The organism is Bradyrhizobium liaoningense (assembly GCF_018130825.1).
GTDB classification, from domain to species: domain Bacteria; phylum Pseudomonadota; class Alphaproteobacteria; order Rhizobiales; family Xanthobacteraceae; genus Bradyrhizobium; species Bradyrhizobium liaoningense_B.
In genome coordinates, this window is record NZ_JAFCJS010000001.1 from 1,260,411 (window position 1) to 1,283,671 (window position 23,261).

At 65.8% G+C, this 23,261-nt stretch carries 28 protein-coding genes; 16 read left to right on the plus strand and 12 right to left on the minus strand.

Annotated elements, in window-relative coordinates; all coding sequences use genetic code 11:
- Positions 1–70: 70 nt before the first annotated feature.
- The 5 genes from JQ603_RS06185 to JQ603_RS06205 all read right to left on the minus strand — a co-directional run bounded on the left by JQ603_RS06185 (position 71) and on the right by JQ603_RS06205 (position 5,319).
- Positions 71–1,255 (minus strand): serine hydrolase domain-containing protein, encoded by a 1,185-nt coding sequence (locus JQ603_RS06185; RefSeq protein WP_212337385.1) that lies wholly within the window; start codon positions 1,253–1,255, stop codon positions 71–73.
- Between the two features lie 72 nt (positions 1,256–1,327).
- Complete coding sequence (locus JQ603_RS06190; protein ID WP_212337387.1) at positions 1,328–2,020, minus strand: GNAT family N-acetyltransferase; 693 nt, start codon at positions 2,018–2,020, stop codon at positions 1,328–1,330.
- A gap of 4 nt (positions 2,021–2,024) precedes the next feature.
- The gene (locus JQ603_RS06195) at positions 2,025–2,372 is read right to left on the minus strand and encodes a Lin0512 family protein (protein WP_018646107.1); all 348 of its coding nucleotides are present in this window, start codon (positions 2,370–2,372) and stop codon (positions 2,025–2,027) included.
- A gap of 229 nt (positions 2,373–2,601) precedes the next feature.
- Positions 2,602–4,266, minus strand: a complete 1,665-nt coding sequence (locus tag JQ603_RS06200; RefSeq protein ID WP_212337389.1) for an acetolactate synthase large subunit — start codon at positions 4,264–4,266, stop codon at positions 2,602–2,604.
- A 159-nt stretch (positions 4,267–4,425) separates the two neighbouring features.
- Entirely contained in the window at positions 4,426–5,319 is an 894-nt protein-coding gene (locus JQ603_RS06205) for a LysR family transcriptional regulator (RefSeq protein WP_212337390.1), read from the minus strand.
- Between the two features lie 104 nt (positions 5,320–5,423).
- Here JQ603_RS06205 and JQ603_RS06210 point away from each other — a divergent pair, with 104 nt between their 5' ends.
- Positions 5,424–6,164, plus strand: coding sequence for an SDR family oxidoreductase (locus JQ603_RS06210; RefSeq protein WP_212337392.1), 741 nt, complete (start codon positions 5,424–5,426; stop codon positions 6,162–6,164).
- 34 nt (positions 6,165–6,198) lie between these two features.
- Complete coding sequence (locus JQ603_RS06215) at positions 6,199–6,432, plus strand: tautomerase family protein (protein ID WP_212337394.1); 234 nt, start codon at positions 6,199–6,201, stop codon at positions 6,430–6,432.
- Here JQ603_RS06215 and JQ603_RS06220 read toward each other — a convergent pair.
- Together JQ603_RS06220 and JQ603_RS06225 are read right to left on the minus strand one after the other, a co-directional pair.
- On the minus strand, positions 6,413–7,057 hold the full coding sequence (locus JQ603_RS06220) for an O-methyltransferase (protein WP_212337396.1): 645 nt from the start codon (positions 7,055–7,057) through the stop codon (positions 6,413–6,415). The genes JQ603_RS06215 and JQ603_RS06220 overlap by 20 nt on opposite strands.
- Before the next feature lie 15 nt (positions 7,058–7,072).
- On the minus strand, positions 7,073–7,708 hold the full coding sequence (locus JQ603_RS06225) for a PadR family transcriptional regulator (protein WP_245003387.1): 636 nt from the start codon (positions 7,706–7,708) through the stop codon (positions 7,073–7,075).
- 153 nt (positions 7,709–7,861) lie between these two features.
- Between JQ603_RS06225 and JQ603_RS06230 the strand changes: the two genes are divergently transcribed.
- The 4 genes from JQ603_RS06230 to JQ603_RS06245 are packed head-to-tail and all read left to right on the plus strand — an operon-like array spanning position 7,862 to position 11,242.
- Positions 7,862–8,545 carry a GntR family transcriptional regulator gene (locus JQ603_RS06230; RefSeq protein ID WP_245003388.1) on the plus strand — a complete coding sequence of 228 codons (684 nt, stop codon included), beginning with the start codon at positions 7,862–7,864 and terminating at the stop codon, positions 8,543–8,545.
- Positions 8,542–9,792: a dicarboxylate/amino acid:cation symporter gene (locus JQ603_RS06235; protein WP_212337402.1), complete on the plus strand. Its 1,251-nt coding sequence runs from the start codon at positions 8,542–8,544 to the stop codon at positions 9,790–9,792. The genes JQ603_RS06230 and JQ603_RS06235 overlap by 4 nt, the downstream gene beginning before the upstream one ends.
- A complete protein-coding gene (locus tag JQ603_RS06240; RefSeq protein ID WP_212337404.1) occupies positions 9,792–10,835 on the plus strand; it encodes a low specificity L-threonine aldolase in 1,044 nt (347 codons plus the stop codon). The genes JQ603_RS06235 and JQ603_RS06240 overlap by 1 nt, the downstream gene beginning before the upstream one ends.
- 44 nt (positions 10,836–10,879) lie before the next feature.
- Positions 10,880–11,242: an MmcQ/YjbR family DNA-binding protein gene (locus JQ603_RS06245; protein WP_212337406.1), complete on the plus strand. Its 363-nt coding sequence runs from the start codon at positions 10,880–10,882 to the stop codon at positions 11,240–11,242.
- Positions 11,243–11,286: 44 nt separating this feature from the next.
- On the opposite strand, the gene JQ603_RS06250 is transcribed toward JQ603_RS06245, so the two are convergent.
- A complete protein-coding gene (locus JQ603_RS06250; protein WP_349630696.1) occupies positions 11,287–12,030 on the minus strand; it encodes a 2-keto-4-pentenoate hydratase in 744 nt (247 codons plus the stop codon).
- Positions 12,027–13,442 (minus strand): amidase, encoded by a 1,416-nt coding sequence (locus JQ603_RS06255; protein WP_212337408.1) that lies wholly within the window; start codon positions 13,440–13,442, stop codon positions 12,027–12,029. Before JQ603_RS06255 ends, JQ603_RS06250 begins: the two co-directional genes overlap by 4 nt.
- A 107-nt stretch (positions 13,443–13,549) precedes the next feature.
- Here JQ603_RS06255 and JQ603_RS06260 point away from each other — a divergent pair, with 107 nt between their 5' ends.
- Genes JQ603_RS06260 through JQ603_RS06280 form a run of 5 tightly spaced genes read left to right on the plus strand, consistent with a single transcriptional unit; the run spans position 13,550 to position 17,152 of the window.
- Positions 13,550–14,311, plus strand: a complete 762-nt coding sequence (locus JQ603_RS06260; RefSeq protein ID WP_212337410.1) for a GntR family transcriptional regulator — start codon at positions 13,550–13,552, stop codon at positions 14,309–14,311.
- Positions 14,311–15,105 carry a transporter substrate-binding domain-containing protein gene (locus tag JQ603_RS06265; RefSeq protein ID WP_212337412.1) on the plus strand — a complete coding sequence of 265 codons (795 nt, stop codon included), beginning with the start codon at positions 14,311–14,313 and terminating at the stop codon, positions 15,103–15,105. The genes JQ603_RS06260 and JQ603_RS06265 overlap by 1 nt, the downstream gene beginning before the upstream one ends.
- Positions 15,106–15,155: 50 nt before the next feature.
- Positions 15,156–15,773 carry an amino acid ABC transporter permease gene (locus tag JQ603_RS06270; RefSeq protein WP_245003486.1) on the plus strand — a complete coding sequence of 206 codons (618 nt, stop codon included), beginning with the start codon at positions 15,156–15,158 and terminating at the stop codon, positions 15,771–15,773.
- Between the two features lie 4 nt (positions 15,774–15,777).
- Entirely contained in the window at positions 15,778–16,431 is a 654-nt protein-coding gene (locus JQ603_RS06275) for an amino acid ABC transporter permease (RefSeq protein ID WP_212337416.1), read from the plus strand.
- Complete coding sequence (locus JQ603_RS06280; RefSeq protein WP_245003389.1) at positions 16,415–17,152, plus strand: amino acid ABC transporter ATP-binding protein; 738 nt, start codon at positions 16,415–16,417, stop codon at positions 17,150–17,152. Before JQ603_RS06275 ends, JQ603_RS06280 begins: the two co-directional genes overlap by 17 nt.
- A gap of 52 nt (positions 17,153–17,204) precedes the next feature.
- On the opposite strand, the gene JQ603_RS06285 is transcribed toward JQ603_RS06280, so the two are convergent.
- Positions 17,205–17,708: a MarR family winged helix-turn-helix transcriptional regulator gene (locus JQ603_RS06285; RefSeq protein ID WP_433996623.1), complete on the minus strand. Its 504-nt coding sequence runs from the start codon at positions 17,706–17,708 to the stop codon at positions 17,205–17,207.
- Between the two features lie 103 nt (positions 17,709–17,811).
- Between JQ603_RS06285 and JQ603_RS06290 the strand changes: the two genes are divergently transcribed.
- The 3 genes from JQ603_RS06290 to JQ603_RS06300 all read left to right on the plus strand — a co-directional run bounded on the left by JQ603_RS06290 (position 17,812) and on the right by JQ603_RS06300 (position 19,629).
- Positions 17,812–18,213, plus strand: a complete 402-nt coding sequence (locus tag JQ603_RS06290) for an Ohr family peroxiredoxin (protein WP_211403111.1) — start codon at positions 17,812–17,814, stop codon at positions 18,211–18,213.
- A gap of 77 nt (positions 18,214–18,290) precedes the next feature.
- Positions 18,291–18,704 (plus strand): cupin domain-containing protein, encoded by a 414-nt coding sequence (locus JQ603_RS06295; RefSeq protein ID WP_212337420.1) that lies wholly within the window; start codon positions 18,291–18,293, stop codon positions 18,702–18,704.
- Between the two features lie 52 nt (positions 18,705–18,756).
- Positions 18,757–19,629 carry a bifunctional helix-turn-helix transcriptional regulator/GNAT family N-acetyltransferase gene (locus JQ603_RS06300; protein ID WP_212337422.1) on the plus strand — a complete coding sequence of 291 codons (873 nt, stop codon included), beginning with the start codon at positions 18,757–18,759 and terminating at the stop codon, positions 19,627–19,629.
- 15 nt (positions 19,630–19,644) lie between these two features.
- Here JQ603_RS06300 and JQ603_RS06305 read toward each other — a convergent pair whose 3' ends face one another.
- Positions 19,645–20,370: an SDR family oxidoreductase gene (locus JQ603_RS06305; RefSeq protein WP_212337424.1), complete on the minus strand. Its 726-nt coding sequence runs from the start codon at positions 20,368–20,370 to the stop codon at positions 19,645–19,647.
- Positions 20,371–20,471: 101 nt separating this feature from the next.
- Between JQ603_RS06305 and JQ603_RS06310 the strand changes: the two genes are divergently transcribed.
- Positions 20,472–21,362: a LysR family transcriptional regulator gene (locus tag JQ603_RS06310; protein ID WP_212337426.1), complete on the plus strand. Its 891-nt coding sequence runs from the start codon at positions 20,472–20,474 to the stop codon at positions 21,360–21,362.
- 16 nt (positions 21,363–21,378) lie between these two features.
- Positions 21,379–21,765 (plus strand): ester cyclase, encoded by a 387-nt coding sequence (locus JQ603_RS06315; RefSeq protein WP_212337428.1) that lies wholly within the window; start codon positions 21,379–21,381, stop codon positions 21,763–21,765.
- Positions 21,766–21,786: 21 nt separating this feature from the next.
- Here the strand turns inward: JQ603_RS06315 and JQ603_RS06320 are convergent, their stop codons facing one another.
- Complete coding sequence (locus JQ603_RS06320; protein WP_212337430.1) at positions 21,787–23,007, minus strand: MFS transporter; 1,221 nt, start codon at positions 23,005–23,007, stop codon at positions 21,787–21,789.
- Positions 23,008–23,261 lie beyond the last annotated feature (254 nt).

Here is a 23,261-nt window from a genome sequence, read left to right on the forward strand (position 1 = left end):
AAGAGGGCGCGCCGGCCGAAAAGGATTCGCGGGCGCGGGGAATTTTTTCGCGGTCAGCCTCTTTTCGAGGTCAGCTTTGGACGGCCTGATAGGCCAGGCGCTTGAACTCGAAGAAGAACGGATTCCAGAAGCCCATGTAGCGCTGGGCCATCAGGACGCCGGCGGTATTGGCCTCCGGGCAGATCCACCAATGGGTTCCCGCAAGCCCGCCCCACTGGAATTCGCCGGTGGAGTTCGGCGGATCGAACGGCGTCGGCGCAAAGGTGACGGCACCGCCGAGACCAAAGCCCTTGCCGGGGATCGGGCCGAGAGTGGCGAAGCGGATGGTCTGGCCTGCGGGCAGCTGGTTCGTCATCATCTGCCGCAGCGTCTCCGGCTTCAGCAGCGCATCCGAGCCGGGCAGCAGCGCGCGCACCAGCGCGAGCATATCAGGCAGGGTCGAGACCAGACCGCCACCGCCCGACAGCCGCGGGAACGGCCGCCGATAGGCCTGCGGAAAGGGCAGATTGTCGGCGCGCGTCAGGCCCGGCTTCATCGGGTCGAGCACGTCGGCGCCATTGTAAAGCGCGACCAGCCTGCCCTGCTGCGCTTCCGGGACGTAGAAGCCGGTGTCGGTCATGCCGAGAGAATCGAAGATGCGCGCCTTGAGGAAGGCATCGAGCGACTTGCCCGAGACGACTTCCACGATGCGGCCCAGCACGTCGGTCGCCACCGAATACTCCCAGCCGGCGCCGGGATGATAGGACAGCGGCAGATCGGCGAGCCTGTCGATCATGTCGGAGAGCGGCGTCAGCGGATTGAGCACGCGCGCCTCGTTGTAGCCTTTGAACAGCACCGTGCCAGGATCGAAGATGCCGTAGCTGAGGCCGGAGGTGTGGGTCAGGAGCTGGCGGATCGTCATCGGCCCCCTCGCCGGCTCGACATCGGCAAGGCTGGTCGCGCCCTGCTTCAGGACCTTGCGATTGCCGAGCTGCGGCAGGATCTTCCCGACGGGGTCATCAAGCCCGATGCGGCCTTCCTCGACCAGCAGCATGATCGCGCAGGTGACGAAGATCTTGGTGTTGGAAAACGCACGGAAGATGTGGTCGGGCCGGAGCGCCGTCTTCGTCTCGCGGTCGGCGAAGCCCACGCATTGCTGGTCGACGACCTCGCGCCCGCGCAGCACCGCCCAGGATACGCCCGGAATGATCTCCTGATCGACGTAGCGCTGCATCGCCGTCCGCACGGCGGAAAAATCTGTCGTTCTGGCGTCCATCTGTTTCCCCCAATTATGGTTGGGATCGATATAGCGCGAATTCGGCGGATATGAAGCCCCGCCGAGCAACGCTCATCCCTGCTTCATTAGCGCAGTGACGTGCAGGCGGCGGCGAATCCGCATGCCCTGCCGCTGATACAGCGCGATCGCCGACGTGTTGTTCGAAAACACGTGCAGGAACGGAATTTCGCCGCGCGCCTCGATCCGGCGCGCGACCGCCGCGAGCAGCGCCTGCGCAAAGCCACGCCCACGATAGTCCGGATGCACGCAGACCGCCGTCATCTCGACGAACTTTCCCGGCTTCATCCGCTCGCCCGTCATCGCGACCAGTTCCCCGCCGGCCCGGATACCGAGGAAGGTGCCGAGCTGATGCGTCCGCGCAGCAAACGGCCCGGGCTTGGTCAGCTCCGTCAGCGCCATCATCGCGGGCACGTCGGCCGCTCCCAGCGTGACGATCTCGGCGTCGCGAAGCGCACTGTCGGCAGGCGAGCCGATCATCTGCTCGCCGGTCTCGGCGAGCACCACCTTGAAGCCGGCGGGAACGTCAACCGGCTCCGGCGTGAACAGCGCGGCGACCTGCGAGCCCGATATGAGATCACCGAGCGCGGCAAAGCTTGCCGCGGACATGTCGACCATGTCGGCAAAGGGTGTCATGTCCACGGGATAGCGCAGCGCTTGCGGGCCACCCTCGGCCAGGTGTTTCTGGCTCGTCGTCAACGCGCTCCAGATCGGGCGATCCAGCAGCGCCACATCACTGTCGGACACCGGCCTAGTCCTTGTCGAAGCTGACGATGACAGCCGCATTCGCGATAAGGATCGGGTCGTTGGCGACTTCCGTGGCCGAGGGAATCTCCAGACCGCCCTTGACCGCAGTCACAGTCACGGTGCCGTAAGGAAGCTCCTTGGCAACGGCTTCCTTGTCCACCGCCTCGGGGTTGGGCACGCCGATCGTGACATCGACGAACATGTCGTTCGCGGTCTTGCCGATCATGCGGAAGAAGCCGAGGCTCGAATGCCTGATGGCATCCGACACCGCCCGCTTTGCCGCCTTGGTGGCGTCCCTGCCGTGGACGTCGACGCCCATGCCCATCTCGGTGACACAACGAACGCGAGTCATTTCATAGTCCTGTGGTTGGTGGAGTGATCGGATGATTGGGAGTGTCGATGATATGGGATCGCGAGACAAGTGCACCTCTCGTGTCCCGGACGCGCTGCAACGCTCTTGGCGTTGCTGCGCAGAGCCGGGACCCAGGAGGCGACAGGGCTCGCTGATGCATGGGCCCCGGCTCTGCAGCGCACCGCTGAAGGAGCGCTGCGCTGCGTCCGGGGCACGAGACCATTGTCCATCACGCCTTCGATTTCTCATGCGCGCGGAGTTCGTCGACCAGCACCCGCACATTCTCCGAATAGTCGATCGGGATCGAGACCAGGTGCACGCCCCCTTCCTTGAAGGCGGCATCGAGCGTCGGGCCAAAGCTGTCGATGCTCGCGATGCGGTGCCCCTTGGCTCCGTAGGAATTCGCGTACATGGCAAAATCCGGATTGCCAAAGGTCATGCCGTAATCGGCGAAGTGATCGACGGCCTGCTTCCAGCGGATCATGCCGTAGGCGTTGTCCTCCAGCACCAGCACGACCAGGTTGAGCTTGAGGCGAACCGCGGTCTCCATCTCCTGGCTGTTCATCATGAAGCCGCCGTCGCCGGCGACCGCGAGCACGCGGCGATCGGGATAGAGCATCGCGGCCATCATCGCCGACGGCAGGCCCGCGCCCATCGTCGCCAGCGCATTGTCGAGCAGCAGCGTGTTGGCGACGCGGGTCCGGTAGTTGCGCGCGAACCAGATCTTGTACATGCCGTTGTCGAGCGCGACGATGCCGTTCTCCGGGATGACCTGGCGGATGTCGTGCACGATGCGCTGCGGCGTCGGCGGCCAACGCGCCTCGGTGGCCCGATCAGCGATATGGCGGAGAATTTCCTCGCGCAGCGGCAACAGCGCCGCGGCCTGCGGCAGCTTGCCTTCGAGTCGATCGGCGAGCAGTTCCAGGCTCGGTCCGACATCGCCGACGACCTCGGCGTCGGGGAAATAGACCTGCTCGACGCTGGCCGAGGTGTAGCTGACGTGGATGACCTTCGGCCCCGACGGCCCCATGATGAAGGGCGGCTTCTCGATCGGGTCGTGACCGATCGCCACGATCAGATCGGCGGCGTCGATGGCATCGTGGACATAGTCGCGCTCTGACAGCGCGGCGGTGCCCATATAGAGATTGGTGCCGCCGGGCACGGTGCCCTTGCCCATCTGCGTGGTGAAGAACGGAATGCCGGTCCGCCGCACGAAGCTCGCGATGCCGTGCGTCGAGCGCGGCCGGCTCGTTGCCGCGCCCATCATCACCAGCGGGCGCTTCGCGGCCAAAATCATCTCGGCGGCGCGGTCGAGCGCGGTGCGATGGGCGACCGGGATCTCGATCGGATGGATCGGGATCACGGGGATGGCGGGCACCTCGTCGCCCGCGATGTCCTCGGGCAGCTCGAGATGCACCGGGCCCGGCCGCTCCTCCATCGCCACGCGGAAGGCGTCGCGCACCACGGTGGGAATGCTGGAGGCGCTGACGATCTGCCGCGACAGTTTTGTCAGCGGCTTCATGGTCGCGACCACGTCCACGATCTGAAAGCGCGCCTGCCGGCTGCTCATGATCGCCTTCTGGCCGGTGATCAGGATCATCGGCATCGCGCCGAGATGCGCATAGGCAGCGCCCGTGGACAAATTGAGCGCACCGGGGCCGAGCGTCGAGAGACAAACACCGGGCTTGCCGGTCAGCCGCCCATGCGTCGCCGCCATGAAGGCGGCGGCCTGCTCGTGGCGGGTCAGCACCAGCTCGATCCGGGAGTTGCGCAGCGATTCGACCAGATCGAGGTTTTCTTCGCCGGGCACACCAAAAATGCGATCGACGCCTTCGTTCTCCAGCGCCGCGACAAAGAGGTCCGATCCCTTCACTTTGTGGTCCTGCCCGCTCATGTCGCCTCCCTCGCCGTGCTGGCCCCGCATCTTGCTGAAGCGGGCGCATGGTAGCGGTCTGCAGCCCCGGCACAACTCACAAAGAGGCGCGCAATTGCATCAAAATCGTCATTGCGAGCGAGTGGAAACGCCCTTCTCACCAACTCGCTTCGTAGCCCCTCACAGCTTCGCTTCCGCAAAGATGCCCGAGATCCAGTCGAGAAAGACGCGCAGGCGCAGCGCGAGCTGACGGTTTTGCGGATAGAGCGCGGAGAGCGGCGTCGGCGACGGCGGATAGTCGGCCAGGACCTCGACCAGCGCACCGCTGGCGAGATCATCCGCGAAGCGATAGCGCGGCGCCTGCACGAGACCGAAACCGAGCCGGGCGAGATCGGCCATGGTGTCGGAATTGTTGACGCGCAGGCGGCTCGGCAGCACGACGTGACGCAGCGCGCCGGCGACGGAAAATTCCAGCGGCAGCACATCGCCGGTGCGCGAGGAGACGAAAGCCACCATCTGATGGCCGTCGAGCGCATCAGGCGCCATCGGCATGCCGTGCTTGGCGAGATAGGCCGGGCTCGCCACCGTGATCTCGGCAATCGTGCCGAGCCGGCGCAGGATCATGCCACTGTCCTCGGGCTCGCCCGACCGGATCACGCAATCGATGCCCTCGCGCACGAGATCGACCAGGCGATCGCCTTGCCCGATCTGCAAATCGAGCTCCGGATAGCGCGCGAGGAATGCCGGCAGATGCGGCAGGATGAAGGTGCGGGTCAGCAAGGGATGCGCATCGATACGAAGCAGGCCGCGCGGCCGCGCGTCGCGCATCGCGGTTTCCGCTTCCTCGACCTCGGCCAGGATGGCGACGCAGCGGCGGTAATAGTCCTCGCCGTCGAGCGTCGGGGTGACATGACGCGTCGTTCGCTCGAGCAGCCGCGTCCCCAGATGCGCCTCGAGATCGCGCAAGACCTCGCTCGCCGTCGAGCGGGGAATGCCGAGGTCGGCTGCCGCGGCCGTAAAACTCTGCCGTTCGACGAGGCGAACGAACAGGCGCATGGCGTCAAAGCGGTCCATGGCTGATTGTTCACCACAGCCGACAAGTGATGGCAAGTCCGCGGCGATTATCCGGCCGTAGTGATCAGGTATCTCTCCCTGGGACCACACTGAGGAGACCTGCCATGACCAATCCATCCCAGCGCGCCGCCATCGTGACCGGCGGTTCCCGCGGCATCGGCGCAGCCATCGCCCGCCGGCTGGCGCAGGACGGGATCGCGGTCGCGATCAACTATGCGAGCGGCAAGACGGCAGCCGACGAACTCGTTGCCGAAATCGAATCCACCGGCGGACGTGCCATCGCCGTGCAGGCCGATCTCGCCGATCCGGCAACTCCTGCGCGGTTGTTCGATGCGGCCGAGCGCGCCTTCGGCGGCGTGGATATCCTCGTCAACAATGCCGGCGTGATGGAGCTCGGGCCGCTCGCGGAGGTGACCGATGAAGCGTTCGCGCGGCAGATCTCGATCAACCTCGACAGCGTGTTCCGGTCCCTGCGCGAAGCGGCGCGGCGGCTCCGCGACGGCGGCCGCATCGTCAGCTTCTCGTCCAGCGTCGTTGGTCTCTATCAGCCCGGCTACGCCGTCTATGCCGCGACCAAGGCCGCGGTCGAAGCCATGACGCACATCCTCGCCAAGGAGCTCGGCAGCCGCCGCATCGCCGTCAACGCGGTCGCGCCCGGGCCGGTCGAGACGCGGCTGTTCCTCGAGGGCAAGAGCGAGCAGCAGGTACGCGCCGTTGCCGCCATGAACCCGTTCGGCCGCCTCGGCCAGCCCGACGACATCGCCGGCGTCGTCGCCTTCCTCACCGGGAGCGACGGCGGCTGGGTCAACGGCCAGATCATCCGCGCCAATGGCGGCGTGGTCTGATAGCCGGCACAAATTTCACACGGAGAGATTCATCATGCCATTCGCCAATATCAAGATCCCCCAGGCCGCATTGTCGCGGGCGCAGAAGGCGGAGATCGTGCATAACCTCACCGCACTGTTCGTCCACTATTTTGGCGAAGCAGCGCGGCTGCACACGATGGTGCTGATCGAGGAAGTCGGCGACGGCGGCTACGGCCGCGCCGACGAGGTGTTCATCGTTCCCGACGCTTATCGCGCCAGCGATTCCGTCACGTCAGCTTCAGGCTGAGCTCGGTGCCACCCTTGAGCGGCAGCGTCATCGAGACGAAGCCGTTTTGGGGATCGCGGATGAAGTCGAGATAGTCGGGCTCGGCATTGTCGTTCATGACGTAACCGCCGACCCGCAGTTGCGGGGCGACGATCTCGATCACCTCCCGCGCCAGCGAAGGACCTCCCTCGCCCGGCCAGCCGTCGATCAGGATAAAGTCGACGGGACCGCCGAGATTGCGCAACGTCTCTCGTGCATCGCCCTCGCGGATCTCGGCGTAGTCGGCAAGGCCAGCCTCCGCGAGATTGCGCCTGGCGGTCTCGACCTTGGCCGGCACGATCTCCGAGCCGATCACGGTGCCGCCGCCATTGTCGCGCAGGGCCGCCGCGAAATAGAGCGTGGACATGCCGACCGAGGTCGCAAACTCGGCGACGCGCGTCGCGCCCAGACCGCGGCAGAGCAGATAGATCAATTCGCCCTGCTCGGGATGGATCGAAAATCCCTGCTCGGCATAGGCGTGGGGATCGCGGCTGCCAGAGGAGCCGCGCGGCCCGCCGCCTGATGGACGTTGCCGCGCGCCTTGCAGGCGCGCGATCACGGCATTGACGCGCGGATCTTGAATCGGACTGTGGGGCCGATCATTCATACGTTGCGTCCTCCATCACTTGCCGAGGATTTCCGCGGCAGCGCGATCCAGGATCGCGGCGATGCGACGCGCCTCGGCGGAGTCGCTGCCGTGCTTCGAGCGCAGCGCGCGCTTGAGATTGTGGCGTGCCCGGTGCAGCTCATCGGAGGCACCAGGATCGAGATCGCTGACGCCGGCAAAGGCCTCGCGCACCTCGTCCATGCGGCGTCCGATCCGCGACAATGCCTGTAGGATCGCATCGGCGGTCGAACGGTTCTCGGCAAGATGCGCCTCGCCCTGCGGCGTGATGCTGTAGAGCTTGCGCCCGCCGTCCTGCTGGACGCTGCTGTGGCCGACCTCTTCGAGATAGGTCAGCGCCGGATAGATCACCCCGGGGCTCGGCGTGTAGAAGCCGTCGGAACGTTCCTCGATGATCTTGATCAGCTCATAGCCATGGGCGGGCTTTTCGGCGAGCAGCGCCAGGATCACCAGTTGGAGATCCTGCGACGACAGCCGCCGCGCGCCCGGGAAATCGTCGCCACCGCGCCCGAAGAAGCCGTGGCCGCCGCGGCCGAAGCGATGACGTCCGCCGCCGTGCCGGCCCATGGCGAAGGCGAACCGAAACTCGTGCTCCTCTCGGCCGTGCCTGTTGTGGTGCTTGTCTCGAAACATATCTTGCATCTCCATTGTTAGATATATCGTAAGATATGTTTTGAGATGTCCGGCGCAAGGCACAAGCCCGTGATCTTGTTTCCGGCTCGGTTTCACCAGCAAAATCAGTCGCCAAGCTTGACATATCGATGACATACCGCTGGTATGTCAGTTATGCCCATAACCTCCCTCGAGCGCGATCGCGCCTATTCGCTGCTCCGCGACCTCGTCACGTCAGGCGAGTTCGGGCCCGACGAACCTCTTTCCGAGCGCAGCCTGTCGAGCAGGCTGGCGCTCGGCCGCACACCGATCCGCGAGGCGCTGAAGGCGCTCGCCAAGGACGGCCTTCTCACCATCCATCCGATGCGCGGCACCTTCGTACGCCAGATGTCGTTCGATGATCTCCGCGAGATCCACGAATTGCGGCTCGCGCTCGAAGGCATGGCCGCCTATCTCGCCGCGACGCGCGGGCCGACGGAGCCGCTGCGCCAATGCGCCGAGGAGCTGCGCAGCATTCAGGCGCGCGACAATCTCGATGTGGAGGAAGCGCAGCAGGTCGGCTGGGCATTCCACGACGAGCTGTTTCGCGCCACCGGCAACGGCCGGCTGGCGCAGTCCTACGACAGTCTGCGCGCGCAGAGCGGCCTCGCCCTGCAGAAGATGCGGCAATACAGCGTCGAGCGTACGCGCCAGGCCGTCAGCGAGCACCTCGATATCTACGCAGCCATCGAAGCGCACGACCCAGATGCCGCGCAGCAACGCATGTGGCGGCACCTGTCGTCAGCCTTCGAGGCACGCCTCACCGCGCTCGGCGCCATCCGCACGCAATATCCAGGACAAGGAGACCATCACGCATGATCCGGCCGCTGCTCAGATTGCCGCTCGTGGTCCAGATGCTGCTGGGCCTGGTGCTGGGTCTATGCGTCGGCCTGCTCTGGCCGGATGTCGGCGCAAGCCTGCGGCCGATCGGCACCGCCTTCGTCGAGGCTGTGAAGATGATCGTCATTCCCGTGGTGTTTGCGGCGGTGACGCTCGGCCTCTACCGCATGGGCAGCGAGCTGAAGGTCCTGGGCCGCGTCGCCGCGATCAGCCTCGGCTATTTCTACCTCGCGACCGTGATCTCGATCCTGATCGGCCTCCTGCTCAACGCCGCCTTCCATCCGGGTGCCGGCGCGCCGCTGGCCGCAACGGGCAAGGTGCCGCAAAACCTTGCGGTGTCAGTAGACTGGATCAAGTTCTTCATGGACATGATCCCCTCCAACATCGTCGCTGCGATGGCCGAGCAGAGGATCCTGCCGACGCTGGTCTTTGCGATCCTGTTCGGCCTCGCCCTCGCCTCCGTCGGCAAGGTCGGCGAGCCCATGGTCGCCGTGCTCGAAGCGGTGATGGCGGCGATGTTCAAGATCACCAAATGGATCACCTCGCTGGCCCCGATCGCGATCTTCGCGGTGATGGCCTGGCTGTTCGCGACGCAAGGCCTCGCCACCGTGGTCGCGCTCGCCAAGCTCGTTGGCGTCATGTATCTCGGCCTCGCCATCATGGTTCTGATCTTCTGGCTGATGCTGCTTGCGATCGGCGAGAAGCCGATTGCCGTCACCAAAGCGGTGATGGAGCCGATGATCCTCGCCTTCTCCACCCGCTCCTCGGAAGTGACGCTGCCGCTGCACATGGAGAAGCTGCGGGCGATGGGTGCCTCCGAACGCATCGTCTCGGTGGTGCTGCCGCTCGGCTATGCCTTCAACCGCGACGGCGCCATCATGTATTTCGCCCTCGCCGTCACCTTCCTCGCGGAGGCCTATGGCGTGACGCTGACCTGGTCGACGCTGTTCACCATCGTGATGGTCACGACCATCGCGAGCAAGGGCAGCGCCAACGTTCCCTCCGGCGGGCTCGTTGCGATTGCCATGGTGCTGTCGGCGATCGGGCTGCCGATCGAGGCACTGGCAATCATCGCCGGCGTCGACGCCTTCCTCGACATGGGCCGCACTGCAATCAATGTGTTCGGCAACACGGTTGCGGTGAAGCTGGTGGAGCGCTTTGCCGGCGACGTGGCCGCCGATGAGACCCAGCCGGCGCCGGCCGGCCTGCAGGTGCAGGACGCCTGATGACGACGCAACAGAGCGGCAGCGACGGCATCGTCGATCTGCGCAGCGACACCGTCACGCTGCCGACCGCGGCGATGCTGGAGCGCATGCAGCGCGCCCCGCTCGGCGACGACGGCCGCGAGGGCGATCCGACGGTCCGCGCGCTCGAGGCGCGCGGCGCCGCCTTGACCGGCAAGGAGGCCGCCCTGTTCGTGCCGAGCGGCACGATGGGCAATCTGCTGGCGATGCTCGCCCATGCCGAGCGCGGCGCGGACACATTCGCAGATGGCGGTGCGCATCTGCTCAACTCCGAGCTCGGCAGCGTCGCGACGATCGCGGGACTTCTGCCCAAACCGATGCCGGGCCGCCGCGGCGCAATGGATGAGACGGCGCTCGCGGACGCGATCCGCTCGTCGGAGAGCCCCGGCCTGATCGCGATGGAGACGACGCATAATGGCGCCGGGGGCACCGTGCTGCCCCTGGCGCACATGGCGCGAATTCATGCGCTCGGACAGGCGCGCGGGATTCCCGTGCATCTGGACGGCGCGCGCCTGTTCAATGCGTCGGTCGCGCTCGGCGTCCCGGCCGCGCACATCACCGCGCACGCCGACAGCGTGATGGTCTGCCTCTCCAAGGGACTGAGCGCGCCGGTCGGCAGCCTGCTATGCGGCTCCAACGATGTCATCACAAGGGCAAGAGCCTTGCGAAAACTCGTCGGCGGCACCATGCGCCAGTCCGGCGTCGTTGCAGCCGCCGGTCTCGTGGCGCTGGAGACGATGATCGACCGCCTCTCCGAGGATCATGCGGCCGCGAAGCGGCTCGCCGCGGCCTTGAGTTGGCTCGACCCGGCGCTCGCCGATCCCGACCACGTGCAGACCAACATCCTGCGCGTCGATGTCTCAGCAAGCGGACGCGAGGCCGCGGCATGGGCCGAAGGCGTGAAAGCGCACGGCATCCTGGTGCAGGCGAGCGGTCCTTCGCAGCTCCGGCTCGTCACCCATCGCCACATCGACGAGGGCGCAGTCGACCGCACCATCGCCGTCTTCGCGGCGCTCGCCCGCTAGCTCGCGGCCTTGCAAGCCGCGTTTGGCGTGCTATCGCTCGCGCCATGACGCCGAAAACCTTCGAAGCACGCTGCCTGCGCCTGCCCGCCGCCACCAAGGTAGTGCAATGGGAGGGCACCTCCGTGTTCAAGGTCGGCGGCAAGATGTTCGCGCTCGGCGGCGGCTTTGCCGCAGGCTCCGGCGGCTACATGTTCAAGGTCTCGGACATGGCCTATGGGATGCTGATCGAGCACGGCCTGGCGCGGCCGGCGCCGTATCTCGCCCGCGCCAAATGGGTCCAGCTCGTCAGCAACAACGCCCTGCCCGATGCCGAGCTCACGGCCTATCTGGTGCAGGCCCATGCGCTGATCGTGGCCAAGCTGACGCGCAAGGCCCGCAAGGCGCTGGGGCTCGCCCCGCCGGCATGACCGTCCCCGCGCTCGCGGCGACGCTGACCTTCATTCTTCCCGCCTCAGAAGTCGACGGCAACCTCGCCGAAACCCGCAAGGCGAGCACGGGCGCTGGTCCCCGCTTCCGTGAAGACCATGCCGGTACACGAGCCGGTCGTGACGATCTGGCCCGGCAAAAGAGGCGCACCCCGGTCCGCACAATGGCGGACGAGCCAGCGCAGCGGACGCCAGATGTCGCCTGCGGGATTGCCTCCAATGGTTCGACGGCTGATGTCTTCGCCGATGGAGAGATCCGCCTCGACGCTCCCGAGATCGATGGAAGCAGGACTGACCGTCGCGGCTGCTCCGAGCACCAACGCGCCGTGGCTCTGCAAATCCGCAAGCTGGGCCAGGGCGGCGCTGTTCTTCCAATCCTCGAGGCGCGTCTCGACCACCTCGATGGCGGGGTAGACGGCGTCGAAGGCACGTGCCAGTTCGCGATCGGGCAACGCGGCATCGTCAGCCGCGAGCGCTCGCCCGACCCGGAGCGCGACTTCCACTTCGACACCGCGCAGGCGGAATTCCGAACCGAGCCGCGCACCGGAGGCAAGCAGGCCAGACGCCGGCAGCGGCGCGCAGACGGGCTCGGCATCCGGGCCCGACGCGCCGACCTTCCAGCCGCCGGACGGACCGAGCCGGGCAAGCGTGGCATCCTGGATCGCGTAGGCGCCGGCACGATCCGACGGGAGAACGTCGCGCCAGTCGACCGCCTGTCCGCTGCTTCTTGCTGCGATCAACCGGTCCGCCGCTTCACTCGCGTTGCTCACGATGTCCTCCCAGAGTGTGGTCCGGCCTCGGCGACAGGCGCCTCAAGCGGAAAGCTTTGCTCGTATTCCCGACCCAATGCCAGCACGGCGGCGTCGGCCCGCTTCGGGCCGAGCAACTGGAATCCGGTGGGCAGTTTCGACACCCATCCGCAAGGCAGCGCCAGCGCTGGCAAGCCGGCGGCATTGGCGATGCCCGTGAAGACGGCATGCCCTCGCGGCCCGGCCGCGTGACCGGCGATCGTTTCGGGATAGGCTCGATCGGCGGGCCAGGGCAAAGCCGCGGTGGCGGGCGTCAGGATCGCGTCATAGGAAGCGAAGAGCGTATCCAACCGTCGTTTGAGACGCTCGATCGCACCGACAAGATCGAACAGCACGGTGGCTGCGGCCGAGCGGCCCTCCTGCAGAGCAGCGCGGGCCGCCTCGCCGCACATCATCGGGTCTGGTTGCGCCCCGCCGCGAAGTCCGAGTTCCGGCCAGCGTGCGCCATCTTCAAACAGCCAGGCCAGACCGATCGCGGAGAGCTGCGGCCACAAGCCGTTGATCTCGTCCGAGAGATCGAACGACGCTCGAGTCTCGACGATATGTCCCATTGTCTCGAAGCGTTGCGCCGCGCGCGCGACGGCGTCGGCGATGCCGGGATCGACGGGCGCATCCGAAAAGCTGGACACGTACAGGATCCTGACCTTGTTCGAAGCGGCGGCGAGCTGCTGCCCGGCCAATATCTCCGTGAAGCCGGCAACATCCGCGACGTTTCGTCCAATTCCGCCCGCCACCTCGTGACTCAGAAATATCTCAGGCAGACCACCGTGCCGCTTCACGAGCCCGGCGGACGGCTTGAAGCCGACGAGGCCACAATGCGAGGCCGGCCGGCGTATTGAACCGCCACCGTCGGTCGCCAGCGCCAGCGGTCCGCAGAACGCGGCGACAGCGGCTGCCGCGCCGCCCGACGAACCGCCGGGCGTCAGCGACACATCGAAGGGATTATAGGTCGTGCCTTTCAGGGCGTTTGCGGTATAGCCCTGCATCGCAAACTCCGGCAGGCTGGTCTTTGCGAAAAGCACCGCGCCCGCCGCCCGTATCCTCGCCACCGGCGCCTCGTCCTCAGTCGCGACGAAGCCGCGCATCAGCGGGCTGCCCCATGTGGTCGGCATGCCGGCCACATGCAGGTTGTCCTTCACCGAGACCGGGACCCCATCAAGTACGCCAAGTGGCCTTGCCTCGGCCCACCGCCTGCGACTCGCCTCGGCCGCCTGCAGCGCGTCGGCCTCACTGAAGTGCAAGAAGGCGTTGAGCGATCGATCGCAAATCCGTGCGCGAGCCAGACAGTCTTCAATGACATCGACCGGCGTGAAGGCCTGCTTCGCATAGCCCTGGATCAGTTGCGCAACGTCGAGATGCCAGAAATGGGTCATGCGGGACTATCGTTCCAGGGGCTGCACGGGCGATAGCATATCCAGCCAATCTTGTATACAAGCATACTGCATTCGTGCAAGGATAAGGCTCCAATTCGAGACAAGCGATGACCTCAGCCCTGCAGATCAGCGATCGCCTGCTGGACGCCATCCTGGCGAAGAAGCTGGAGCCTGGAAGCCGTCTTGGCGAGCAGCAACTGGCCGAATTGTTCGACTGCAGCCGCACCATCGTACGCGAAGCACTGGTGCGGCTCGAAACCCGAGGCCTCGTCTCGGTCAGCGCTCGCCGCGGATGGTACCTGCTGGAGCCGACGGAAAGACAGGCCCGGGAAGCGTTTGAGGCGCGGCTCGTGATCGAGACCGGGTTGCTGCGCGGCGCCCGCCCGCTCGGTGCTGCTGAGCTTCGCTTGCTGAGGGATCATTTGCGCCATCAATCAAGGGCAATCAAGGGCACCGACGTCGGACTGCGAAGCTTCATCCTCGGCGATTTCCATGTTTGCCTCGCTCGCTGCCTCGGAAACGAGCTTCTTGCCCAGACTCTGCGCGACCTCACCGTTCGCACCGCGCTGATCGCCACGCACCACCAGACGCAAAGCGAAGCCAGGCGATCTTTCGAGGAGCATGTCGGGATCGTTGCGGCCCTGGAAGCAGAGGACATGCCGCTCGCGGAACGGCGCATGGGCGTCCATCTGCGCACCTGGAAGGAAAAGCTCCGCCTCGCCTCCGGCAGCGATCCGCTGGCGACGTTGCGGCAGGCCCTGTCGCCGATCGCCACTGTGGAACAAGGCTTGCATACAAGATCGAGCAAGGAAACGCGATCCATTCGCCGCCCCGCCAGGCCTCGTCCAGTCAGTCAGGAGAAATCGTGATGCAAGTTTCAAGGCGCAGTCTTTCGATCGGCTTCGTCGTCCTTCTCTCGGTATTTGCCGCCACGGAGACCTCGGCACAGACGGCGCTCGACGGCATCACCCGCAGCAAGGCAGTCCGCATCGCCATTCCGACGGACTTCCCGCCCTATGGCTTCGTCGGCTCCGACATGCAGCCGCAAGGCCTCGATATCGACATGGCGCGGCTGATCGCAGGGAAGCTTGGCGCAACGGTTGAGCTGATCCCGGTCACGACCGCCAACCGTATTCCCTATCTTCAGACCAAGAAGGCCGATCTCGTCATCTCGACCCTCGGCAAGAATCCCGATCGCGAGAAGGTCATCGACTTCACCGTCGCCTACTCGCCGTTCTTCATCGGCGTGTTCGCTTCCAAGACGATGGAGCTGAAGGCACCCGACGCGCTGGCCGGGAAATCGATCGCCGTGACACGTGGCTCGGTGGATGACACGGAGTTGACAAAGGTCGCACCTGCCGCCGCCGAGATCCGCCGGTTCGAGGACAACAACGCCACGATTTCCGCTTTCGTCGCCGGTCAGACCCAGGCGGTCGCCACCAGCGCGCAGGTCGCCGCGGCGATGATCACCAAGAACCCGCAACTCGGCGCCGAATACAAATTCCTGCTCAAGGACAGCCCGAACTTCATCGGCGTCGGCAAGGGCGAGGACGCGCTGCGCGCCAAGCTCAACGAGATCATCCTCGCAGCCAAGGCCGACGGCACCCTCGAGGCGCTCTCGCGGAAATGGCTCGGCAGGTCCACCGGCGACCTTCCGGAGTAAGCCGGGCCGTGGTCAATCTCGATTTCGGGGCCATCCTTGTTGACTGGCGCATGCTCGCCAAGGGCGTCGCATGGACGCTTGGATTGACCGCAGTTTCCGCAACCCTGGGGCTTGCGCTCGGCATCGGATGCGCCTGGGCCCGCATCCACGGACCTGTCTGGTTGAAGGCCGTGACGGGCGCCTATGTCGAACTGTTCCGCAACACGCCGTTCATCGTGCAGCTCTTCTTCATTTTCTTCGGCCTGCCGGCGGCGGGCTTCCGGTTATCGCCGGAAGCCGCGTCCGTCCTCGCGATGGTGGTCAATCTCGGCGCTTACGCGACCGAGATCGTCCGCGCCGGCATCGAGGCGACGCCGCGCGGCCAAGTCGAGGCTGCGCTGAGCCTGGCGCTGTCACCGATGCAGACCTTCTTTCACGTCGTGCTGCCGCCGGCCCTGCGCAAGATCTGGCCTGCGCTCGTCAGCCAGATCATCATCGTCATGCTTGGCTCGTCGGTGTGCGGGCAGATATCCACCGAGGAGCTGAGCTTCGCCGCCAATCTGATCCAGAGCCGCAACTTCCGGGCCTTCGAGGCCTTCATCGTCGCCGCTCTGATCTATCTCGCTCTGTCGATCGCTCTGCGGCGACTGCTCAATTGGCTCGGCCCACGCTTCCTGTTTGGAGATTGAGGGCATGGTCGAATTCACGCCGTGGGACATTCTGCGCAACCTACTGCTCGCCGCGCGTTGGACGGTGGGCTTGTCGCTGATGGCTTTCATTGGCGGGGGCCTGGTCGGTTTTGCTCTCCTGATTGCCCGCCTGACGCCTTCGAACGGCGCTCGCCGTCTCGTCTCCCTCTATGTCCAGTTGTTCCAGGGCACGCCGCTCCTGATCCAGCTCTTTCTCGCCTATTTCGGCTTGGCGCTGTTTGGCGTCCAGACCTCGGCGTGGACCGCCGCGGCGCTGGCGCTGACCGCCTATACGAGTGCCTTTCTGAGCGAGATCTGGTTCGGCTGCGTCGCCTCCGTTCCGCGCGGTCAATGGGAGGCAGCGCGGAGCCTGGCTCTCACGTTTGGGGAGCAGTTGCGTCACGTCATCCTCCCTCAGGCGCTGACCATCGCGATTCCGCCAACCGTCGGCTTTCTGGTCCAGGTCATCAAGGGCACGGCGCTCGCCTCCGTCATCGGCTTCGTCGAGCTGACCAAGGCCGGAGGCATGATCACCAACGCGACCTTCCGGCCTTTCACGGTCTATGCCGCAGTCGCCCTGATCTATTTCGCCCTGTGCTATCCGATCAGCCTCACCGCCCGCGCGCTCGAAAGGACGCTCCATGCCGCCCATCGTTGAGATCGCCGCGCTCTACAAGTCCTTTGGGGACACACAGGTCCTCAGGGGCGTTGACCTGAACGTGGAGCCCGGAGAAGTGATCGCGATCATCGGCAGAAGCGGCTCGGGCAAATCGACCCTCCTGCGCTGCATCAACGGGCTGGAGCGCTTCGACAGCGGCGCGATCCTGATCAAGAACAAGCAGATCGATCATGACAGCGCGGCTGCGATGCGTGAGCTGCGTCAGCAGGTCGGCATGATCTTTCAGAGCTTCAACCTGTTTCCCCATTTGAATGTCGGGCGCAACATCATGCTCGCCCCGAAGCTCGTCAAGAAGCGCGCGGAGCGGCAAGGCGAAGAGCAGGCGCGCGCCCTGCTCGCCCGCGTCGGCCTGGAGGAGAAATTCGACGCAATGCCCGACCGCCTGTCGGGGGGCCAGCAACAGCGCGTCGCCATCGCGCGTGCGCTTGCGATGGAGCCGGCCGTGCTCCTGTGCGACGAGATCACCAGCGCGCTCGATCCGGAACTCGTCGGCGAAGTGCTGCGCGTCGTTGAAAGTCTCGCCAAGGATGGCATGACACTGATGATGGTGACCCATGAGATCGGCTTCGCACGCAAGATCGCCGATCGCCTCATCTTCATGCATGAGGGCAAGGTTCACGAGATGGGGCCGCCCGAGGAGCTCTTTGCCAATCCCGGGACTCCCGAGCTTCGGCAATTCCTGTCATCGCTCCACAGTTGATGTCTGAGCGAAAGCACCCGCCGACTGTTGCACTATCTAATTTCTCGATGCGCTAGTCATCGGCCTTGGTCGCACGCAGCAGATTGTCACGCAATCTGCTCACCGTCTTCTGCACCACCGGAAAATCGTCGCCAAGACCTGTCGCCTCGATCAGCGACCCGCCGAGATCCTGCTCGATCAGCTTTCGCCCCGCAGGCGTCAGGCTGAGGCGCACCTGCCGCTCGTCGGCGGGATCGCGGTGGCGCTTGATCAGCCCCATCTGCTCGAGCTTCTTCAGGATCGGCGTCAGCGTGTTGGATTCCAGGAACAGCTTCTCGCCCAGCGTGCTGACGGTCTGTTCGTCCTCGTCCGACAACGCCACCAGGGCGATGTACTGGGTATAGGTGAGGCCGACCTTGTCCAGCAGGGGCTTATAGGCCCGGCCGAAGGCGAGATTGGCCGAATAGATCGCAAAGCAGAGGAAATTCGACAGTTTCCGGCCTTTGCCGGCGGCTTTGGGGGAACGGGCCACGGGAACCTCCGCAATTCGTGATCTGCCGTCCCATATAAATCGCATCCGATTAAATCGGAAGAGCTTGACCGCGGCCTTCAGCGGGATTATTTCGACGCGCATCCGATTAGATCGGATACGATTAATAATTCAACCGAAGGATATGACAATGACCTCCGCTGCAAAGGTTCTCTTTACCGGCAAGACCCACGTCACCTCGGGCGCCGATGGCGCTGCGCACTCCAGCGACGGCTTCCTGAACGTCAAGTTGGCCCAGCCGCACCCGGCCGCCGAAAACCTGTTCGCCGCCGCATGGTCGGCCTGCTATCTCGGCGCGCTCGGGCTCGCCGCTGCGCAGCGCAAGGTCAAGCTGCCGAGCGAGCCGTCGGTCGACACCGCGATCGACCTGAACAACGCCGGCGGCGCCTTCTTCCTGCGTGCCCGTCTCGACGTCAGCGTCCCCGGCGTCGATCGCGCGGTCGCGCAGGAACTGATCGAGGCCGCGCACGGCATCTGCCCCTACTCCAAGGCGGTGCACGGCAACATCGAGGTGACCACCACTCTCGTCTGAAACCGCACGGCGCGGACCGGCCGGCATCGGCCGGGCTCGCGCGGCGCCGACGAGCCAATGACCACGAGGAGCCGACCATGAGCCATCGTCATCTGCGAACCCTGCGCGTGCTGTCGAGTGCGGTCCTGCTCGCGGCAAACCTGTTCACCCTGCCGGCCGCGGCGGCGCAGGCCGGCGTCACGCGAACCGATCTCCAGCGCCACGATCTCAGCACGCCGGGGCGCGAGGCAGTGCAGGTGCGCGTCGACCTCGCTCCCGGTGTGGCGTTCGGCCGGCACACTCATCCTGGCGAAGAGATCGTCTACGTGCTCACGGGCGCCATCGAATACGATGTCGACGGCAAGCCGCCGGTGACGCTGAAAGCCGGCGACGTGCTGTTCATCCCCGCCGGCACGGTGCATGCGGCGACGAATGTCGGCGCCGAGACCGCGAGCGAGCTTGCGACCTATATCGTCGCCAAGGACAAGCCGCTCTTGACGCTGGCGCAGTGAGGCCGGCCGTTCCGATTGACCTGCGCATGATATCTGACTAAAGTCAGACATCATGCTCGACCCCGTCTCCCGCGTCCGCCGCTTCAACCGCGCCGTCACCTCCGCCGTCGGCGCGCTCGATACCTCGTTTCTTGGGCGCGGGCGGCCACTGGGGGCCGCGCGCGTGCTCAACGCGATCGGGCACGGGCGCTCGGACGTCGCCGAGATCCGCGACTATCTCGGTCTCGATTCCGGGCTGATGAGCCGGCTGCTCCGCAGTCTCGAGGACGAGGGACTGGTCGAGACCACCGCGCATGCGGACGACGCCCGCCGCCGCGTGGCGAAGCTGACGCGCACGGGCCGGCGCGAGTTCGCAGCCTATGAGGCGCTGTCGAACGCGCAGGCCGAGGGCTTCCTCGCGCAGCATTCGCAAGCCGAGGCGCTGCTTGCGGCGATGGACTTGATCGCCTCGGCATTGACGCGAGAGCGCGTTTCGCTGGATGAGATCGATCCTCAATCCGAACAGGCACGCTATTGCCTCGCTGAGTACTATGCCGAGCTCGGCCGCCGCTTCAAGCAGGGCTTTGACGTCTCGCTTTCGCGCGACCCCGATGCCAAGGATATGCGCCGGCCGCGTGGCAGCTTCATCGTCGCGATGTCGGACACGCTGCCGATCGGGTGCGTGGGCTTGAAGGGAACCGACCACGGCTACGCCGAGATCAAGCGGCTCTGGGTCGCCCCCGCCGCGCGCGGGCTGCGGCTCGGCCGGCGCCTGATGGACGCGACTGAAGCTGCAGCGCGCGAGCTCGGCATCACGCTGTTGCGGCTCGACACCAACAGCGCACTGCCCGAGGCCGCCCAGCTCTACCGCACCACCGGCTGGCGCGAGATTCCGCGCTTCAACGACGATCCCTACCCGGACCTGTTCTTCGAGAAACGCATCTGATGCGGCGGGGTATCGTCATCGCGTCCGCGTCGGACGCACGACGATCTCGTTGACATCGACATCGTCGGGCTGCGCGATGGCGAAGCGCACGGCCCGCGCGATCGCGTCGGGCTGGAGCGCGATGGCGCGATAGGTCTTCATCGCCGCTGCGGCCACGGGGTCGGTGATGGTATCGGCGAGCTCGCTCTCGACCACCCCGGGATGGATGCAGGTGACGCGGATATTGTCATGCTCCTGGCGCAGGCCGTCGGAGATCGCCCGCACCGCATATTTGGTCGCGCAGTAGACAGCCGCCGTCGGCGACACGCCCAAGGCGCCGATCGAGGCGATGTTGATCACATGGCCGGAGCCGCGCGCCGCCATCTCCGGCAGCACCGCGGCGATGCCGTAGAGCACGCCCTTGATGTTGACGTCGACCATCCGGTCCCACTCCTCGACCTTGAGCGAGGCCATCAGCGACAGCGGCATCACGCCGGCATTGTTGACGATGACGTCGACCCGGCCCCAGACGCCGCGCGCGGCATCGGCGAAGGCGGCGACGCTGGCGCGGTCGGTGACGTCGAGCGGATGGGCGAGCGCCGTTCCGCCGGCCGCGTTCAGCTCGGACGCGAGATCCTTCAGGCGGTCGGTGCGCCGCGCGCCTAACAAGACCCTGGCGCCGGCCGCGGCCAGCTCGCGCGCGATGCCTGCACCGATGCCACTGGAGGCGCCGGTGATGAGAATGACTTTGTCGATTGCCATGAGACTTCCCGTTCTTTCGGAATGATTGCGGGAAGATGGACCGACGCCTTTGCTGTGATAAGACGATCATATCTAACCACGCTGGCAAGCCGCGCTAACCGATGGAAACCGACCTCAACGCCCTCGCCGTCTTTACGCTGGTCGCCGAAGAGCGGAATTTCCGCGCCGCCGCCGAACGTCTCGGCGTGACGCGCTCGGCCGTGAGCCAGACCATCCGGCGGCTGGAGGAGACGCTCGGCATCGCGCTGGTCCAGCGCACGACGCGCAGCGTCAGCCTGACAGAGGCCGGCGAACGGCTGCATGCGGAGATTGCCCCTGCCATTGCGGACATGCGCGCCGCGCTCGGCAACACCGAGGCGTTGGGCGGGCGGCCGCGCGGACTGTTGCGGCTCGCGGTCTCCTCGATCGCCGAGCACTTCCTGTCCGGTCCGTTCCTCGCCGCCTTTGCCGAAGCCAATCCGCAAGTGCAGCTCGACATCACCGTGACCGACGCGGAGTTCGACATCGTCGCGGCCGGCTATGATGCCGGGGTGCGGCTCGGCGAGGTGATCGAGCAGGACATGATCGCGCTGCCGATCGCCGGCGACGAACGCCAGCTCGCGGTTTGCGCGCCGGCCTTTCGCGATCGCTTCGGCGTCCCGTCGCACCCATCCGAGCTGCCGTCCTTTCGCTGCATCGGCTGGCGTCCGGCCCCGAACGTCACGCCCTATCGCTGGGAGTTTGCCGAAGGCGGCAAGGAGTACAGCGTCGCGGTCGCCCCTGAGATCACGACCAACGACATGGCCTTGATGATCAAGCTCGCGGTCGCCGGCGCCGGCATCACTTTCGGCATGGAGGCGAGCTTCCGGCCTGCGATCGCGCGCGGCGAGCTGCTGCCGATCCTGGAGGACTACTGCCCCTCCTTCGCCGGCTTCTATCTCTACTATCCGAGCCGCCGCAACGTCGCGCCGAAACTGCGCGCGCTGATCGAGCACGTGCAGCGGCGCGCATGAGCCGAAGGAACCCGCCGTGACCAGGGACGAGCTTGCCGCCATTTATCACGACTACATCGCCTGCCTGAACCGGCAGGATTGGCCGGCGCTCGGACAGTTTGTGCACGACGACGTCCTGCACAACGCGCGGCCGCTCGGGCTCACCGGTTATCGCGCGATGCTGGAACGGGATTTTCGCGAGATTCCGGACCTGCGCTTCAACGTCGAACTGTTGGTGTCGGCCCCACCCAGGATCGCGGCGCGGCTGAGGTTCGATTGCACGCCGGTGGGGACCTTCCTTGGACTTGCCGTCAACGGGCGGCGCGTGTCCTTCTGCGAAAACGTGTTCTACGAATTCCGCGAGGGAAGGATCCGGCAGGTGTGGTCGATCATCGACAAGACAGCGATCGAGACGCAGCTCTGACGCCGCGCCTCGATCTCACGTTCATGCCGCCGCCGGCGCCACCTCCCCTTGCGGCTTCGCGAACGGCCGGAACGTCATCGCCATCAGGAAGGCGCCAAGGCCCATCGCCCAGGAGGCGATGTAGAGCCAGGCGTAGCTGGAGAACGCGTCATAGATCAGCCCGCCGGCGAGCGGGCCCGTCGCCATGCCGAGGCTGCCGGCCATCGCCGTGCCGCCGATCACCGTGCCCATCATCCGCAGCGGAAAGTTCTCGCGGATCAGCACGGCATAGAGCGGCATGGTGCCGGCATAGATGAAGCCGAACACGGCGCCGACCGCGTAGAAGGTCGCAAGCTGCTGCGCGAAGACGTAGGCCAGCGCGCCGAATGCCTGCAGCAGCAGGCCCGAGACCAGCACGCGCTTGGCGCCGAAGCGGTCGCCCATCAGGCCGAAGGCAATGCGCCCGCCGAGGCCCGCAAAACCCTCGATGCTGTAGATCGTCACCGCCGCGACCAGCGGAATGCCGCAGCTCACGGCATAGGAGACGGTATGGATGATCGGGCCGGAATGGGTGGCGCAGCAGAAGAAGTTGGTGGCAAGCAGGATGAAGAATTGCGGCGAGCGCAGCGCCTCGCCCATCGACATCTCGTTTCGCGCCGCCCCCTCCGCCATTGGTGCGGCCGCGGCCTGCGCGAGCGCGGGCGGACGGCGCACCAGGAGCGAGACCGGGATCATGATGGCGGCAACCACCAGCGCGATGATCTGCATCGAGGTGCGCCAGTCATGGCCTGAGACCAGCCAGGCCGCGAGCGGCGACATCGTCATCGGCGCCATGCCCATGCCAGCCGAGACGAGCGACACCGCGAGGCTGCGGTTTGTGTCGAACCAACCGGTGACGGTCGCCATCATCGGCGCGAAGATCGCCGCGCAGGACGCGCCGACCAGAAGGCCGAACACGAACTGGAACACGATCAGCGAGGTCGCATGGCTCGCGGCAAACAGGCTCAGCGCCAGCACGGTCGATCCCGTCAGCACCACCGGCAGCGGCCCGAACCTGTCCGTCGCCGTGCCCCAGGCCATGCTGGTGAAGGCCATCGCCAGGAAGCCGATCGTCATCGCGCTGGAGATGCCGGTCACCGACCAGCCGGTGTCCTTGGCGATCGGCTGCAGGAACACCGGCAACGAAAACATGCCGCCGATCGCGACGCAGCCGAGCAGGCCGCCTGCGGCGACGATCACCCAGCGATAGTGGGAACGAAGCATCTTTGGTCTCCCGTCAGGTCTGTCTGGGTGGAAGACGAATGGGAACCACGCTCGCCGACAGCGGCATGTCATTTTTGCCGCACGCTTTTGTGAGCCGCCAGCAAAAAGTGCGAAAACAACCCCATGCACAGTAGCCGGCTATAGCGGGATCAATGACTTACGAGGCCAGTGACCTGCGATGACCGGAAGCGATTTGACCCGTCGGGCAAAACACTGGCATGATGTCATCCTCCCGCCAGCATAGTCGCAGCACG